This is a genomic window from Mesorhizobium sp. ANAO-SY3R2, from assembly GCF_042466635.1.
In the GTDB taxonomy this organism is placed as follows: Bacteria; Pseudomonadota; Alphaproteobacteria; order Rhizobiales; family Rhizobiaceae; genus Aminobacter.
The window spans coordinates 239749-254247 of sequence record NZ_CP159953.1 but is presented as its reverse complement, the minus strand read 5'-3'; the positions used below and the strand labels follow the sequence as shown (position 1 = coordinate 254247).

The following is a 14499-nucleotide window of genomic DNA, read 5'->3' as shown; positions in this document are numbered from 1 at the left end:
GAGCAAGCCATGCCGGACACGAGCTCTGCATGGACGAGGTTGGTGGAAGGCAACGCTGTCGTTAGGTTTGTCGACATCAATCTGCGTGGTGCCGGTCAGGTCATTTTCCAGAACAACCCGCTGACCGGTCTTTTCTTCCTCGCCGCCATCGGTTGGGGCGCGCTTAAGGCGGACCAGCCGGCGGTCATCATCGGCGCTGTCGTCGCTCTTCTGGTTGCGACGATCACCGCGATGCTGCTCGACGTCGACGAAGCTTCTTTGCGGCAGGGATTGTTCGGCTTCAACGGCGTCCTCGTCGGCGCAGCGGTGCCGACCTTCCTCGTCGCCAACGCCTCGATGTGGCTCATTCTGGCTATCGGTGCCGCCGTCTCGACCGTGGTCATGCTCGCCGTCTCCAACGTCATGAAGACGTGGGGGGCGCCGGCCCTGACCTTCCCCTTCGTCTTGACCACGTGGTTCCTTGTGCTAGGCGCCTACTCTTTCGGACACCTGCTCATCGGCTCGATGGGGCAGCCGGTACTGCCTCATCCGGTGACCGATGCAGTGACGGGCTTTCGGCCCAAAATCTGGCCATTGGCCGAGGCTTGGCTCAAGGGACCCGCTCAGGTCTTCCTCATCAACAATGCCGTCAGCGGCATCCTTGTCGTGCTCGGTTTGCTTGCCAGTTCGGCCTGGGCCGCCTTGTTCGCACTGATCGGTTCGGGCGTGGCGCTGCTGATTTCGCTCTGGCTGGGCGCCAGTCTCGCCAGCATCGAAGCCGGACTTTTCGGCTTCAGTCCGGTTTTGACAGCTGTCGGTCTCGGCTGCGTGTTCTATCCGCCGTCCTGGCGCGTTACGCTGTTTGCACTGCTGGGAACAGTTTTCACCGTGATCGTCCAGGGCGCCATGGATGCCTCCCTTGCGCCTCTCGGCATTCCGACCTTCACCGCGCCGTTCGTCTTCGTCACCTGGCTGTTCCTGCTGCCAAAGGCCAAGCTGCAGCCGCATCCGCACGCCCCGATCGAGAACGGCGTCATGACAAAGGATGGAGCGCAACCCGCCGCGCATCCCTCGGGCACCGCATCTGACGGGAGATCCTGATGGCGACGTTGATCGGCATCGTTGCCGTTTTGATCGGCGCTTTCGGCGTCTTCATCTATTTCCAGTCGATCGTGCGGGTGATGCTGCTCAATCGCCGGGAGCCCGACATCATCGAGCGCTGCGTCCGCAGCCTCGCGGTGAAGATTGTCCATGCTCTCGCCGGCGGCAGGCATGACTATGAAGACGTGCAACGCGCGCAGGCGTGGATCCTGCCGATCTTCATATTCCTGCTGGTAACGTCATGGTTCTTGCTGGTCCAAACCTCATTCAGCCTCGTTCTGTGGGGCCTGCATGTCGAAGAGGGCTGGCCGCGCGCGTTCAGTTCGAGCGGTTCCGCACTCAGTACACTCGGCTACCTGACGCCTTCGACCCTGCTCGGTGAGTACCTCGCAGTCTACGAGGCGGCGATCGGCTTGGCTATCGTCATCCTGATCTTCACCTTCGTGCCCGGATATCAGGCCGCAATCCAGGCGCGCGAACGCAAGGTCGGCTGGTTGTTCGCGCGCACGGGCAGGCATCCAAACTGCGTGACCCTGCTGGAAGCGCTCAAGAAGGCCGGCCCGGTCGACGATCCCGCCGTTTGGGAGGACTGGGAAAACTGGTTTCGCGGCATACATGAGACCCATTCTCTCTCACCGATGCTCGCCTACGTGCCATCGGTCTATCGCGGCACGAGCTGGGTGGGGGCATCCGCCGCCGTTTTGGACACCGCCTCCGTGATCTTGTCCACGCTCGACAGCAAGCAGACCGACGCTGTTCGCGTCTGCCGGGAGACCGGTGTTACCGCTATCCGGCTCATTGCGACGGAACTCGATGAAAATAGACCGGGCCAGTTCCACACCTATCAGTCCGACAATCCGAAACTGATCGCCGGTTTCGACGCGCTCTACGACAAACTGGTCGAGATCGGTTTGCCGGTGAGGGAAGACAAGGAGCAATGCCGCAATGCACTCGTCGCGCTCAGGTCCGAGTATGAAAAGAGCATTCACCATATTGCAGCTTCGACGTTGATGCCCGTCGAAGTGCCTTGGGTCGTGGCGCACGCCAACACTGCTGCGATGAAGGGCACAAGCTGAGAATCGAGCGGTGTTTTGAGCGCACAGCGCCACTGTGGGAGAGATTTGCCATGAAGATGCAGATGCTCTGGATGGTTGTCGCCGCCTTCGGCCTGTCGTCGGCCGCCTCTGCCCATTTCCAGGAAATCATTCCGTCCGACGACGTGCTAGCCGATGGTGGGCCGGTAACACTGGACCTCGTTTTCACCCATCCGATGGACCGGGGACCGACGATGGACATGGCAAAGCCCGAGCATGTCGGTGTCAAGCAGGGCAAGACGGTTACCGATCTGACCGACCGGCTGGAGGAACATAAAGTCGACGGCAAGAGCGCATGGCGGGTCAAGGACGAGCTCAAGGAGCCGGGCGCGGCGATCTATTTCGTTCAGCCGCAGCCCTATTGGGATCCGGCCGAGAAGAAGTTCATCCTCCAATACGCCAAGGTCCTGGTGGATGGCTTCGCCTCCGGTGAGAACTGGGACACGCTGCTGGGTCTGCCCGTCGAGATCGAACCATTGACTCGCCCCACCGGTCTGTGGACCGGCAATATTTTCACTGGCATCGTCCGCAAGGACGGCAAGCCGGTGCCGAATGCCAAGGTCGAAGTCGAATATCTCAACGATGGCTCGGTGAGCGTGCCGAACCCGGCCTTCGCCACGCAGGTGATCAAGACCGATGCCGAAGGCAAGTTTTCCTATGCCATGCCGCGCGCCGGCTGGTGGGGTTTTGCAGCCCTGACCGAGGGTGATGAAAAAATGAAGACGCCGGACGGCGGCATGGCGCCGGTCGAGGTCGGCGGCCTGATCTGGGTGAAGGTTACCGACATGAAATGAGCGTGGGCTTGCGGGAGGCCAAGGCGCCGTTTCGCAATGCCGAACTTTGCCGAGGTGCCGATGGCCCATATACCTGACGGCCTGCTGTCCATTCCCGTTCTTGTGGGCGGCGGTATCGCAGCGGCAGCCGGCGTCGGGCTCGCGCTGAGTTGGCTCGAAGACGACCGCATTCCCGAGATTGCGATCCTGTCGGCGATGTTCTTCGTGGCATCGCTGTTTGCGGTCCCTGTCGGACCATCGAGCGTACACCTGCTTCTGTCGGGCTTGATGGGGCTCACCATCGGGCTTGCTACGTTTCCAGCTGTGATGGTGGGTCTGCTGCTGCAGGCGTTACTGTTCGGCTTCGGCGGCTTGACCACGCTCGGTATCAACACGCTCAACATCGCCTTGCCGGGCGTCGTGTTCGGTTGGCTGTTCCTGCCGCTGGTCCGGCGACTGCAGCCGGCCTCGGCCGGGGTGGCCGGCTTCTTCTGCGCTGCCTTCTCGGTCGCCGGCACGGGCATAGGCGTCGCACTTGCCCTGATGCTGTCCTCGTCCGATTTCGTGCCCTCAGCCAAGATCATCGGCGCGACCTATGTGCCGCTTATGCTGGGCGAGGGGCTGATCACGGGCTTTGCCGTCGCCTTTCTCAAGCGCGTGAGACCTGAAACCCTGGGCGTTCCGCCCCTCGGCGAAAGGAACCCGACATGATGCGCAGGATGTGCACCCAGGCCATCGCCATTGTTGCGACGATCGCCTGCCTGACATTCGCAGCCGAGGCGCATCGGCTGAAGCTGTTCGCCACCGTCGAGGACGGGGTGGTGATGGGCTACGGCTTTTTCATCGGCGGCGGGCGCCCGAGCGGCGCACAGTTGCTGATCCGGAACAAGGCAGGCGTCGAGCTCTATCGCGGGCCGACCGGGCGCGACGGCAGCTTCACCTTCAAGCCGGCGGCTGCTTCCGATCTCTTCCTGACCATCAATGCCGGCGACGGCCATGTTGCCGACACCCATATCGCGGCCGATCGCTTCCCCGAGGGCGGCACACTGGATGCGGTTGGGGTTGCGCAAGCGGCGGGCGAGGCTCCGGCGGCAACTTTGGATCCGGTGGCGCCCACCTTCGTGCCGGCTGCGGCAAAGTCGCCGGAAGAACTGGCAGCCCTTGTCGACCGCAGTGTCGATCGTGCGGTCTCGCGTCAGATTGCCCCCCTGCTCGAAGCCTATGCGGAGGCCGATGGCCGCGCCCGCTTTACCGACGTTGTCAGCGGCATCGCCATGATCATCGGGTTGGCCGGGTTGCTGATGTGGGCCAGGTCACGGCGGCGGCCAGGTGAGGTACCGCCCGCACAGCGGAACCAGCCATGACGCGAGGCCACAACCCCGAAAGTCTGTCCGACAGTCCGATCGACAAGCTTCATCCGAACACGCGCCTTGTCGCCACGCTCGCTGTACTGGTCTTCGCGACGATCGTGCACAGCCCGGTGGTTCTTGGCACGGCACTCATCGCGGCGGCGGTGCTTGTGCTGCTTGCGCGGCTGCCCTCGGCCGATCTGCGCCATCGCCTGCTGCACCTCGAAGGCTTCATGATCGTCCTTCTTGCCCTCCTGCCGTTCACTGTGCCCGGCCGGCCTCTGTTCGCGGTGGGGCCAATCGTTGCAACGAACGAGGGCCTGATCCGCGCACTGACCGTGGTCATCAAGGTCAACATCTGCACGCTGACCGTATTTGCGCTGCTGGGCTCGCTCGATCCGGTGCGCATCGGCCAGGCCGCAATGACGCTCGGCGTTCCCTCAAAACTCGTGAAGCTGTTTTTGTTCACCGTCCGCTATGTCTCGGTTTTTCGCGATGAGACCAGCCGTCTTGCCGAAGCGATGCGGGCGCGCGCCTTCCGGCCCCGCTCGAACCTCCACACCTGGCGCACGTTCGGCAACCTTGCCGGCACCATGGTGGTGCGCTCGCTCGAGCGGGCTCAGCGTGTCGATGAGGCCATGCGCTGCCGCGGCTTTGCCGGAAACATGCCGACGGTGCCAGTTGGACCTGTCAGGCACTACGATGTCGCCTTCGCATCCTTTTTCCTCTGCGCCATCGTCGGGCTGCTGGTCGTGGAGTTCGCCGCATGAACACGCTGATCAGCCTTGAACATGTCTGCGTCGTCAGGGACGGCCGGTGTGTGCTCGATGATCTCTCCCTTACGCTCGAAGCGGGTGAAAGGCTCGCCCTGATCGGCAGCAACGGAGCCGGCAAGACCACGCTGCTGCGCACCATAGTTGGCCTGCAGCGCGCTACCGGGGAGATTCTTGCCTTTGGCATGCACTGCCGCAGCGAGGCCGATTTTCGCCAGGTGCGCGCCAAGGCCGCTTACCTGTTCCAGGATCCCGACGATCAGCTTTTCTGTCCGACCGTCATCGATGACGTGGCCTTTGGTCCGCTCAATCTCGGTATGCTCCATCAGGAGGCGATGGATCTGGCCCGCACGATCCTTGGCGAACTCGACCTCGGCCATCTCGCCGACCGTATCACTCACCGCCTCTCCGGCGGCGAGAAGCGCCTGGTATCGCTCGCCGCGGTCCTCGCCATGCGCCCGCAGGTGCTGCTTCTCGACGAGCCGACCAACGCGCTCGATGAAGCGCATCTGGAGCGGATGCTGGACATCCTGTCCCGCCTGCCGATTGCCATGATCATCGTGTCGCATGACTGGGCGCTGCTCGAGCACCTCACCGATCGCGCCGTCATCTTGCGCGGCGGCCGCCTGATTCCGGCGATGCTGCACAGGCATGGGCAGTGGACGGAACAGGTGCATCTGCATGAACTGGCGCCCGGCGATGCGTCCGATGCCACATAGGCGGCCGGCAATTCACCCCGGGGCTCAATCCAGCTCCTGAACGCCGCCACCGCTGACGGTCAGGATCTGGCCGCTGATCCAGGCGGCGGCCGGCGAGCAAAGGAAAAGTGCGGCATTGGCGATGTCGTCCGGCTGGCCGAGGCGGCCGAGCGGGGTGTGCCTTAGCATCGCCTTCTCGACCTCGGGTGTCAGCACGCTGGCAAGCGCATCGGTCTTGATCGCGCCGGGGGCGATCGCATTGACCCTTATGTTCCTCGGACCAAGATCGAAGGCCATGTTGCGGGTGAGATGGTTCACGGCGGCCTTGGACGAGCCATAGGACGTCATGCGAACATTCCTGTTCTCGCCGGCCATGGAGCTGATGTTGAGAATGGCGCCGCCGCCGGCCTCGCCCATGTGGGCGGAACAAAGCTGGCTGAGGCGGAAGATCGAGAAGACGTTGAGACGATATGCCCAGATGAAGTCGTCGATAGGCATGTCGAACGGCTTGGGACCGCCGCCGCCGGCATTGTTCACTAGGATGGTAAGCTTGTTGAACCGTTTGGTCGTGGCGTCCACCAAGGCGGCGAGATCATCTTCCTTGGTGACGTCGCAGGCGAGGCCGATGGCCTGGCCTCCGGCTGCGGCGATTTCGTTTGCAACGGACTGGGCTACGTCGGATCGGAGGTCGCTTGCCACAACGCTTGCGCCGGCAGCCGCGAAGGTCATGGCAATGGCCCGTCCGATGCCGGCGCCGGCCCCGGTGACGATGGCAACTTCACCGGCCAATGCAAAATTGGATGTCATCGAGGCCTCCATCGCTGCGTAAGGTAAACCGGATCATGCGGAACTTTGGCCGCCGAGCTTCAAGCCGACAATCACCGCCAGGTATCCCACCACGACACTGATCACGACATAGGCCAAGGCAACGAGGGCGCTCGCCGTCGATGCCGCCATCAGCACGACCGAGCCATAGGCAAAGCTCGAAAAGGTTGACAACCCGCCCATGACGCCGGTTCCAACCATGGTGTTTACCGAGTCGGACAGCACCTTGCGGGTGTGCAAGGCGGTGACAAGCCCGAGCAAGAATGCCGCGACGATGTTGGCAACGAGGATGTCCAGCGGAAACCCATATGCAAGATGCGGCACCATCAGCATGGTGAACTCACGCAACATGGCCCCGAGTGCGCCACCGACGATCACGAGTATGATGATGTTGATCATGATGAACCCTCCTCATCCCTGCACGCGGGCAAGGGCAGCACCAAGTGCGGCCGCTACAAGTCCCGCCACAACCGACGACAACAGGTAGAACGCGGCGGCGCGGCCGCCTTGCTTGCCGGACAGCTTGGCCGCATCGAGTTGCATGCTCGAAAAAGTGGTGTAGCCGCCAAGCACGCCTGTCAGCATGCCGGCCTTGAGTGCAGTGCCGTAGCGGTCATGCCATTCGACGATGAACAACACGGACAGGTAGCCGATGACAAAGGCGCCCGACACGTTGATCAGGAAGGTGCCGAGCGGAAAGGAGCCATGGTATCGCTCGCCGACCAAGTGCCCGATCCACCAGCGCAACAGGGAGCCGAGGCCTCCGCCCACGCCGACCCATAGAACATCCAATGCAGTCATTGTGATCACCCTGAAAGTTGAAACTAGGACTGGTCGGCCGAAGTCGACATGTCGTTCACGCATTCGACGAGCTCCTCGATCGAAAACCGGACCTGCTCCAGCGCAAATGAAAAGGACGAGGCGAAAGCAACCGCATCGCCGTTCGCAGCAGGTGAGGGCTGATCCGCGCCTGATCCCTCGGGCTCATGCCCGACCTCAACCTGGCGAGCGGCGGCGGCGGCTTCCGTGGCGAACTGAGCGAAAACGCGATTCAGTTCGTCAAGTGGAGGGGCGGGATTGCCGGCGGCGACGACCGGGCCAAGCGCCAAAAGGTAGTCGCGCGTGACCTGTGCGACCGCAGCGGAAGGCCCAACCAGCGCATCGCCGAGGGCAGCGGGCCAGGTCAATCTTGTTATGCGTCGAAGAAAGAAAACATTGGTGCGCAGATGACGCAGGCAATGCCTGAGGCGTTTGGCATCGAACGCGCTACGGGCGAGGCGACTGGCGTGCTCCTGCTCCGTTTCCTTGGTCAATTTGTTGATGGTGTCGTAAGCACTGTAGATATCGTCGCTTATTGCGGTGATGGCTGCGTCACCGGCCTTGTCATTTGGCCCCGCCATCTCGGCGCTGATCAGATTGGCTAGCAGGGCAAGCGTTCGGCTGACCTCGTTCCTCAGGCGTGACTCTGCCCTCGACGGGGCCACCAGCAACGATACCGCGATGCCGATGAAGCAGCCGAGGGCGATTTCCGTGACGCGGTGCAGTGCTGAAATCGAGGCATCGACATGGCTGGGGTCGCTGATCAACAAGATCGCCGCCGTCACGGGAGCGATGCGAAAGCTAGGATTACGCGCTGCCAGCATGGCAAGCAGGCCTGTTGCCAGCATGAGCCCTGACAGCGTTCCAAGCCCTGTCGCGGGAGTCAGGTAAGCTATGATGAAGCCGAGTGCCGCGCCGGCGAGCGTTCCGGCCAACCGGTCCCCCGCCGCTGCGAGCGATGCTCCGAGATTTGCCTGCATTACCACGATGGACGTAATGACGGCCCAATAGCCCTGAGGCAGGGAAAGCAATTCCGAGACGGCCAGCGCTACTCCCGCGGCTGCCGCGGTCCGCAGTCCTGCCTTCCAGATATCGGGGCTGAGCTTGAGCATGACCGGGAAAGAAACCTTCCCTCCGCTTCGTCAGACTGCCACGCCTACCAGGTCACGCAGGATGCATCCGATTGACCGATCTGTCCATGTTCGCGGAGGAACGATTGGCGCATGAGCTGCGCCTTGTTGCGCATCGGAGGCGGTGGCCGGACAGACGGCATGTTTTCGGGAGACGGTTGTCCTCTGGCTTGTGAAGCCTAGATACTGCGATGGATCGGCTGTGTCTGGCGCGACTTCTGCAGGAGGACGACATGGAAGACAACAAGACCGAGCCCGAAGGCGACCAGATCTACGAGGAACGCGAGGCTGTCGCGATTTTTCAGGACGAAGCATCGCTCAACTCGGCCATCGACGAGTTGATGCAGATCGGGATGCGCCGGGAGGATCTGAGCCTTCTGGTCGACTCGAAGTCCGTACCCGGGCGAGGTGTCACTGCCGAGGAGGAAGCCGACGAAGATCTCACCAAGCGTGAGGACGTCGTCTCTCCTGAATCGCGCACCGAAGGTCTCGCCGCCTTGGTCGGTGTGCCAATCTATGTCGCTGGGGCCGGCGTGGCGGCGGTGGCGGCGACAGGTGGCGCCGCAGCCTTGATCCCGGCGATTGCCATCGTTGCCGGCAGCGGCCTTGCGGCCGGCGCCGTGGGCCTGCTCCTGGCCCGCGTGTTCGGACGGCATCATGCTGAACGCGTGCAGGATCAGATCGCCAGGGGCGGCCTGCTACTCTGGGTTCACCTGCCCGACAAGGAACGTGACGCCCAAGTGCTGGAAATCCTGCGTCGCCACGGCGCAAGCGATGTTCACGTCCACATCGCCAAGCGCAGTTGGGGCGTTTCCGATGTGCCGATGCACGACGCCCAACCCGACCCGTTTCTGTGAACCTCCTCGTACCGCTCGCCGGCATGAGACGGTGCATTCTCCAGGCGCCCCCCAGGGAATGCAGATGAACCGGTCTTGAGCCGACCGGGTTGATGCTTCGTTGTCCTGCCCTATCTGGCTCGTGCAGGGGAAAGCAGTGAACGCCAACCATGGAGAGTTCGGATGCTTATGAAAATAACAGGCGCATCGATTGTCTCGACATTGCTGGTCCTTTCGGCGGCCCATTTTGCGTTGGCGGAGGCGGCGAAGCCCACCTCCAAGGAGGATCTGAAGAAGAAAGCCGTCGCCGAGATTACTTGCGAGGATTTCAACGGTGTCGAAGAGACCTTCAAGCCGGCGGTAATCGCCTGGGCGGCCGGCTACAAGCAAGGAGAGAAGAAACCGGATGACGTGGCGGTCGACATCGCCGGAATCGAGAAGATTACGCCATTTATCGTCGAAGCCTGCCAGAAGGAGCCGAAGGCTTCGTTCTGGAAAAAGGCCGAAGATGAGATCAAAAAGGTATTCTAGATCTTCAGTTCCCGGCATTTCCTGCGCAACTCCACATCAAGGCGTGCGAGCGATGGTTCGACCATTGTCCGCGTGCCTTTTTTGCAGAACGCGGGAGAGCGATGTGTTGCTGACTATCCAGCAATTTTTGCCCATGCATGAACAATCTATTCGAGCAGGATCATTGGAACATTAAGCGCCAAGTCCGACATATGCTCATGCCCAAGTCGTTCTCCAAACTTCTCAAAATGGTTGTTACACCACTGACCTGCCACAGAGTTTTCATTCGGCTGCGATTGGAGCCTCAGCGGTTTTGAATACGCCGATGGGCGCGGTGTGAGCAACCGGCGCAAACGCGAAGCGTTCATCTTGCGCAGCGTTGGAGCCGGTTGCGGCGATGGTCCCGGCATAGTTTGCCGGGGTCTGGTATCCGAGCGATGAGTGCAGCCGGAAATGGTTGTAGGCGTCTGCCCACTCAGCAATGGCGCTTCGGGCATTATCGAGGCCAAAGAACAGGCTTTCGTTGAGCAGTTCGTCACGCATCCGGCCGTTGAAGGACTCGACATAGCCGTTTTGCATCGGCTTTCCCGGCGCGATGTAGTGCCATTCGACCTTGTGATCCTTCGACCAGGCAAGGATCGCATTCGAGATGAACTCCGTTCCGTGGTCAAAGACGACCATGGCGGACTTGCCGCTCCGAAAGACCCATGACGGCCTACAGATGCGCGACAGCGTCGCGCTTGGCGGCAGGCCCTACCATTTTTTTGCGAGAAGCTCGCGAAGTGCGGCGGCGTCCAACATCTGCTCGGCGAGCAGCTATTTCAGCTTGGCATTCTCTTCCTCGAGCGCCTTCAGTCGCTTCGCCTCAGAGACTTCCATGCCGCCATATTTGGCTTTCCAGTTGTAAAAAGTCGCCTGTGAAATTCCGTGCTTGCGGCACAGGTCCGCCGCCTTCGCACCGGCCTCTAATCCATTATGGAGGAAATTCTCAGTGGCAGGTCACATATGCCAATTGCTGCCAATCGACCGTTTCCGGCGATTGAATCGCTTCCCAAGAACGGGCGAAAAGTGGACAACCCAGCGATGGATTCTCGAATGATCGATGCTGATGCTGCGCTCTGCCATCATTTCCTTCAGATCCCGCAGGCTCAAGCCACAGGCTAGATACCAGCGAACGCACAGCAGGATCACTGATCGGTCGAAATGGCGGCCTTTGAACATGAAACGATCTCCCCAAGGGGGCCCATCTCATGCCAGACCCGCATTACCGGAAAGTTTGCAACGGAACCGCCCTAAGACCAAAGCCTTCACATGCAGAAAGCGTGACATCGCCGCGGCGGGAAACGATCGCGATTGTAGCTCATGGTCACGCTGTAAATGCCGCAGCGTCTATGCCCCAAGCCCCTGAACGCGAGTTAAGTTGATAACGCCGGCAAAGACGTTCGATCCGTCAGTGTGCCCCGAACTCCGATCGAAGCCACAAAAGAAATGCCAACCTCCTAGAGTCACCTTCAAACGGAAGACGGCTCATTAAAATGTATCGATAGCCATTGCTGGTGAATCCTAGCGGAGCCACAAGCCGTCCGCTTTCAATGGCGTCGACGACCATTGGCTCAGGCCCAATCGCAGCTCCAAGCCCGGCGATCGCCGCTTCGATGCTAAGGTAGAAGTGTTCGAAAACGTGACTGCCTGCAGGATTTGGGTCGTCGATCTGATTGTCCGAAAGATATCGCTGCCAGGCCCCCCGTCTCGTGGCTGAGTGGATGCGGGAAAGGGAGAGGACACTTTCGCCGCCGGAAGGCAATAGACGAGGAGCACAGACCGGACCGACACGTTCCTCGACTACCGTTTCCACGAAAATTTCCGGCGACCAGGAAAAGTCGCTTCTCCTCAGGGCAAGATCGATATGGCTCTTGTGGAAATCCACCGGCCCCCCAGCGGCAAGCACGTGAATCTCGATATCCGGATACAAAGTGTTGAATCGCGGCAGGCGCGGAATAAGCCAGCGCTGCGTGAATGTCGGTTCGCATGAAACCACCAGGGCAGCGGAAGCGCCTGCTCGCAATTCATCGCAGCAATCGCCTATCTGACGAAACACATCGCTTGTCGTGGTTAGCAGCAACCGTCCCGCTTCGGTTAGAAAAACGGCTCTGTTTCGCCGTTCGAACAATGCCAGTCCCAGATCGTCTTCAAGAGACCGGATCTGCCGGCTGATCGCGCTATGGGTGACATGCAGCTCATCTCCCGCGCGCCCGAAATTCAAATGACGTGCAGCGGCTTCAAAGGCGCGAAGAGCGGATAGCGAGGGTAGTCGTTTGACCATATCTGTGAGTTTAAAGAACCAATTTCTGTCAATAATCATCGTTTTTATGCTCGACGCAATAGCGCTAGTTTTCCTTTTATTGAACGGCAATAGATGGAACTGCGATTTTGAAGGTAGGTATCCTTGCCGACGATCTGACCAGCGCAACGGATGGCGCCGCGCCATTCGTGAGTATGGGGCACAGATGTGTTGTATTTGCCGACTACGGGCAGTCGCTGTCAGGTGAAGTTGCGATCGTCTCGGTCAACAAGGCGAGCCGCACAGCATCACTTGAGGAGGCGGCAGAACGCGCGGCAAAAGCAGCAGCAGATCTGGCATCCGCAGACATTCTTTATAACACGGTTGATTCGACCATTCGGGGCCATCTTGCCGTGGAAATAACGTCCGCACTTGCGGCGTCCGGTCGGTCTCTTGCCGTTCTTGCGCCCGCTTTTCCGGAAGGCGGGCGAACCACCGAAGGCGGGCGTCAACTTCTTCGTGGCGTGCCGTTGGAAAATACAGAATTCGCTTGCGATCCGTTGCATCCGGTTGGGAATTCGCACATTCGCACGCTCTTTCCCGATATCCCTGACATTGATGTGCGCGTCATGGGGTTGTCGGAGATCCACGCATTGAAGTCTGGCGATCTTGCTGCTGATGGTCGGACGCTGCTGATCGCCGACGCCGTAACACAGGACGACCTGGCCTTGTTGGTGCAATCAGCCAAGGATCCAAAGTCTATTCTGTGGTGCGGCTCTCCGGGACTGGCGATTGCACTGGCAAAGCACATCGGCTGGGCGGCCGACGATCCTGCCAGCAAGGGGCCGCTCAATCTCTTCGTCATTGGTAGCGTCAACCCTTTGAGTCGGGAACAATACACGCGGCTGGTAGGCGCATCAGATGTTTGGTCGATCATAATCGATGCCGAGGAAGCATCTCGCTCTCCGGTTCTGGCTGCCCGCAATGCAATCGCTCTGCATGAGAGCCGGTCCGGCTCGCCGGGGACTATCATTCTCACGACGTCCAGCGGCCCCGCGGCGGTCAATCCCCGAACCATCGCAACGGCCCTCGGTCATGCAGCGCGGGAACTCGTGAAACATCATCCCGTAACGGGGCTCTTCCTCACGGGAGGAGACACCGCCGAAACGGTGCTGGGTGAGCTCGAAATCGGATCGCTGGAGCTCTTGGGTGAAGTTGAACCCGGAATTCCCATCGGCCGAACGACCGGAGCACATCCCATTCATATCATCACAAAGGCCGGCGGCTTTGGTTCGGCGCACGTCCTCCAAAAATCAGCCGAAGTGCTTCGGGGCCTCTGGCTTGGAGAAAAGAAATGAAAAAGCCGGTCGGAATAACGATGGGTGATCCCTGCGGGATCGGACCCGAAATCGTCGCGAGGATTTTTTCCGACGGACTGCCGGAACCGGCGGTGGTGATTGGTGACGCCAAGGTGATGGAGCGTGCCATCCGATCACTTGACCTTCCCCTTCATGTGCAACCTATCGCATCTGTTGCTGATGCAGCCTTGGATGGCAAATCCATACCAGTACTCAATGTCTCTGACCTCCCGGATGACCTGCCGGTCGGCCAGGTGGACGGTCGCGCTGGCCGCGCCAGCTATGACTACGTGGTGCGAGCGATTGACGAAGCTCTGGAAGGCAGGATCCGAGCGATTGTAACTGCGCCGATCAACAAGGAAGCCATGAAGAAGGGCGGGCTGAACTATCCCGGCCATACGGAAATCCTTGCGGAGCGTTCGGGCACCGACAAGTTCGCGATGATGCTGGCGAACGAGGAACTGCGCGTCGTCCTGGTGACGATTCATGTTTCATTACGCCAAGCTATCGAACTCGTGACACAGGAATCTGTTCTCAGGACGATCCAACTCGCACACAAGGCTGGCAAGGCCTACGGCATTGCGTCACCTCGCATCGCAGTCGCCGGCCTCAATCCCCATGCGGGCGAGAACGGTATGTTCGGACGTGAGGATCTCGACGTCATCGCTCCGGCGATTGGACGGGCGCGTGAGCAGGGGATCAACGCTTCCGGCCCTTGGCCGGGCGACACGATATTCATGCGCGCGCGCAAAGGTGAATTCGATATCGTTGTTGCGCAATATCATGATCAGGGTCTGATCCCGGTCAAATATCTGGGTATCGACAACGGCGTCAACGTCACGATCGGCCTCCCCTTCATTCGCACCAGTGTCGACCATGGCACCGCATTCGATATCGCGGGGCAGGGCAAGGCTGACCATGCCTCTCTTCGCTACGCCTTCGATCAGGCGCTGCTTCTCAACGCAGTCTAGGA

At 60.5% G+C, this 14499-nt stretch carries 16 protein-coding genes and 2 pseudogenes; 11 read left to right on the top strand and 7 right to left on the bottom strand.

Translation table 11 applies throughout. The features are described from left to right. Positions 1-9: 9 nt before the first annotated feature. The 7 genes from yut to ABSY17_RS02405 are packed head-to-tail and all read left to right on the top strand — an operon-like array spanning position 10 to position 5788. Complete coding sequence (yut, locus tag ABSY17_RS02435) at positions 10-1080, top strand: urea transporter (protein ID WP_378941230.1); 1071 nt, start codon at positions 10-12, stop codon at positions 1078-1080. Next, entirely contained in the window at positions 1080-2156 is a 1077-nt protein-coding gene (locus tag ABSY17_RS02430; RefSeq protein ID WP_378941229.1) for a hypothetical protein, read from the top strand. Before yut ends, ABSY17_RS02430 begins: the two co-directional genes overlap by 1 nt. 56 nt (positions 2157-2212) lie before the next feature. Then, positions 2213-2968, top strand: a complete 756-nt coding sequence (locus ABSY17_RS02425) for a DUF4198 domain-containing protein (RefSeq protein ID WP_378941743.1) — start codon at positions 2213-2215, stop codon at positions 2966-2968. 60 nt (positions 2969-3028) lie between these two features. Further along, a complete protein-coding gene (gene cbiM, locus ABSY17_RS02420; RefSeq protein WP_378941740.1) occupies positions 3029-3658 on the top strand; it encodes a cobalt transporter CbiM in 630 nt (209 codons plus the stop codon). Next, on the top strand, positions 3658-4311 hold the full coding sequence (locus ABSY17_RS02415) for a cobalamin biosynthesis protein CbiM (RefSeq protein ID WP_378941738.1): 654 nt from the start codon (positions 3658-3660) through the stop codon (positions 4309-4311). Before cbiM ends, ABSY17_RS02415 begins: the two co-directional genes overlap by 1 nt. Then, positions 4308-5066: a cobalt ECF transporter T component CbiQ gene (cbiQ, locus tag ABSY17_RS02410; RefSeq protein WP_378941227.1), complete on the top strand. Its 759-nt coding sequence runs from the start codon at positions 4308-4310 to the stop codon at positions 5064-5066. The genes ABSY17_RS02415 and cbiQ overlap by 4 nt, the downstream gene beginning before the upstream one ends. Beyond that, on the top strand, positions 5063-5788 hold the full coding sequence (locus tag ABSY17_RS02405) for an energy-coupling factor ABC transporter ATP-binding protein (RefSeq protein WP_378941226.1): 726 nt from the start codon (positions 5063-5065) through the stop codon (positions 5786-5788). The genes cbiQ and ABSY17_RS02405 overlap by 4 nt, the downstream gene beginning before the upstream one ends. A 24-nt stretch (positions 5789-5812) precedes the next feature. Here ABSY17_RS02405 and hdhA read toward each other — a convergent pair whose 3' ends face one another. The 4 genes from hdhA to ABSY17_RS02385 are packed head-to-tail and all read right to left on the bottom strand — an operon-like array spanning position 5813 to position 8523. After that, a complete protein-coding gene (gene hdhA / locus ABSY17_RS02400; RefSeq protein WP_378941225.1) occupies positions 5813-6586 on the bottom strand; it encodes a 7-alpha-hydroxysteroid dehydrogenase in 774 nt (257 codons plus the stop codon). A gap of 21 nt (positions 6587-6607) precedes the next feature. Further along, the gene (locus ABSY17_RS02395) at positions 6608-6991 is read right to left on the bottom strand and encodes a CrcB family protein (RefSeq protein WP_378941224.1); all 384 of its coding nucleotides are present in this window, start codon (positions 6989-6991) and stop codon (positions 6608-6610) included. 12 nt (positions 6992-7003) lie between these two features. Then, on the bottom strand, positions 7004-7393 hold the full coding sequence (locus ABSY17_RS02390) for a fluoride efflux transporter FluC (RefSeq protein WP_378941222.1): 390 nt from the start codon (positions 7391-7393) through the stop codon (positions 7004-7006). 23 nt (positions 7394-7416) lie between these two features. Further along, positions 7417-8523 carry an FUSC family protein gene (locus ABSY17_RS02385; RefSeq protein ID WP_378941221.1) on the bottom strand — a complete coding sequence of 369 codons (1107 nt, stop codon included), beginning with the start codon at positions 8521-8523 and terminating at the stop codon, positions 7417-7419. A gap of 251 nt (positions 8524-8774) precedes the next feature. Between ABSY17_RS02385 and ABSY17_RS02380 the strand changes: the two genes are divergently transcribed. Both ABSY17_RS02380 and ABSY17_RS02375 read left to right on the top strand, forming a co-directional pair. Continuing rightward, positions 8775-9398 (top strand): hypothetical protein, encoded by a 624-nt coding sequence (locus ABSY17_RS02380; protein WP_378941220.1) that lies wholly within the window; start codon positions 8775-8777, stop codon positions 9396-9398. 162 nt (positions 9399-9560) lie between these two features. Then, the gene (locus tag ABSY17_RS02375; RefSeq protein WP_378941219.1) at positions 9561-9908 is read left to right on the top strand and encodes an HdeA/HdeB family chaperone; all 348 of its coding nucleotides are present in this window, start codon (positions 9561-9563) and stop codon (positions 9906-9908) included. A gap of 261 nt (positions 9909-10169) precedes the next feature. Here the strand turns inward: ABSY17_RS02375 and ABSY17_RS02370 are convergent. The 3 genes and pseudogenes from ABSY17_RS02370 to ABSY17_RS02360 form a co-directional block, all read right to left on the bottom strand. Then, positions 10170-10853, bottom strand: a pseudogene (locus ABSY17_RS02370) (integrase core domain-containing protein); the annotation flags it as partial. A 36-nt stretch (positions 10854-10889) separates the two neighbouring features. Beyond that, positions 10890-11108, bottom strand: a pseudogene (locus ABSY17_RS02365) (IS6 family transposase); the annotation flags it as partial. 229 nt (positions 11109-11337) lie between these two features. Beyond that, the gene (locus tag ABSY17_RS02360) at positions 11338-12249 is read right to left on the bottom strand and encodes a LysR substrate-binding domain-containing protein (protein ID WP_378941218.1); all 912 of its coding nucleotides are present in this window, start codon (positions 12247-12249) and stop codon (positions 11338-11340) included. 68 nt (positions 12250-12317) lie between these two features. On the opposite strand from ABSY17_RS02360, the gene ABSY17_RS02355 reads away from it, so the two are divergent. Further along, positions 12318-13526 carry a four-carbon acid sugar kinase family protein gene (locus ABSY17_RS02355; RefSeq protein WP_378941217.1) on the top strand — a complete coding sequence of 403 codons (1209 nt, stop codon included), beginning with the start codon at positions 12318-12320 and terminating at the stop codon, positions 13524-13526. Further along, positions 13523-14497, top strand: a complete 975-nt coding sequence (gene pdxA / locus ABSY17_RS02350; protein WP_378941216.1) for a 4-hydroxythreonine-4-phosphate dehydrogenase PdxA — start codon at positions 13523-13525, stop codon at positions 14495-14497. The genes ABSY17_RS02355 and pdxA overlap by 4 nt, the downstream gene beginning before the upstream one ends. Positions 14498-14499 lie beyond the last annotated feature (2 nt).

Excerpts from the sequence above, each read along its gene's own strand:
- yut (WP_378941230.1), top strand. The coding sequence starts at position 10 with ATGCCGGACACGAGCTCTGCATGGACGAGGTTGGTGGAAGGCAACGCT.
- ABSY17_RS02430 (WP_378941229.1), top strand. The coding sequence starts at position 1,080 with ATGGCGACGTTGATCGGCATCGTTGCCGTTTTGATCGGCGCTTTCGGC.
- ABSY17_RS02425 (WP_378941743.1), top strand. The coding sequence starts at position 2,213 with ATGCAGATGCTCTGGATGGTTGTCGCCGCCTTCGGCCTGTCGTCGGCC.
- cbiM (WP_378941740.1), top strand. The coding sequence starts at position 3,029 with ATGGCCCATATACCTGACGGCCTGCTGTCCATTCCCGTTCTTGTGGGC.
- ABSY17_RS02415 (WP_378941738.1), top strand. The coding sequence starts at position 3,658 with ATGCGCAGGATGTGCACCCAGGCCATCGCCATTGTTGCGACGATCGCC.
- cbiQ (WP_378941227.1), top strand. The coding sequence starts at position 4,308 with ATGACGCGAGGCCACAACCCCGAAAGTCTGTCCGACAGTCCGATCGAC.
- ABSY17_RS02405 (WP_378941226.1), top strand. The coding sequence starts at position 5,063 with ATGAACACGCTGATCAGCCTTGAACATGTCTGCGTCGTCAGGGACGGC.
- hdhA (WP_378941225.1), bottom strand. The coding sequence starts at position 6,586 with ATGGAGGCCTCGATGACATCCAATTTTGCATTGGCCGGTGAAGTTGCC.
- ABSY17_RS02395 (WP_378941224.1), bottom strand. The coding sequence starts at position 6,991 with ATGATCAACATCATCATACTCGTGATCGTCGGTGGCGCACTCGGGGCC.
- ABSY17_RS02390 (WP_378941222.1), bottom strand. The coding sequence starts at position 7,393 with ATGACTGCATTGGATGTTCTATGGGTCGGCGTGGGCGGAGGCCTCGGC.
- ABSY17_RS02385 (WP_378941221.1), bottom strand. The coding sequence starts at position 8,523 with ATGCTCAAGCTCAGCCCCGATATCTGGAAGGCAGGACTGCGGACCGCG.
- ABSY17_RS02380 (WP_378941220.1), top strand. The coding sequence starts at position 8,775 with ATGGAAGACAACAAGACCGAGCCCGAAGGCGACCAGATCTACGAGGAA.
- ABSY17_RS02375 (WP_378941219.1), top strand. The coding sequence starts at position 9,561 with ATGCTTATGAAAATAACAGGCGCATCGATTGTCTCGACATTGCTGGTC.
- ABSY17_RS02360 (WP_378941218.1), bottom strand. The coding sequence starts at position 12,249 with ATGATTATTGACAGAAATTGGTTCTTTAAACTCACAGATATGGTCAAA.
- pdxA (WP_378941216.1), top strand. The coding sequence starts at position 13,523 with ATGAAAAAGCCGGTCGGAATAACGATGGGTGATCCCTGCGGGATCGGA.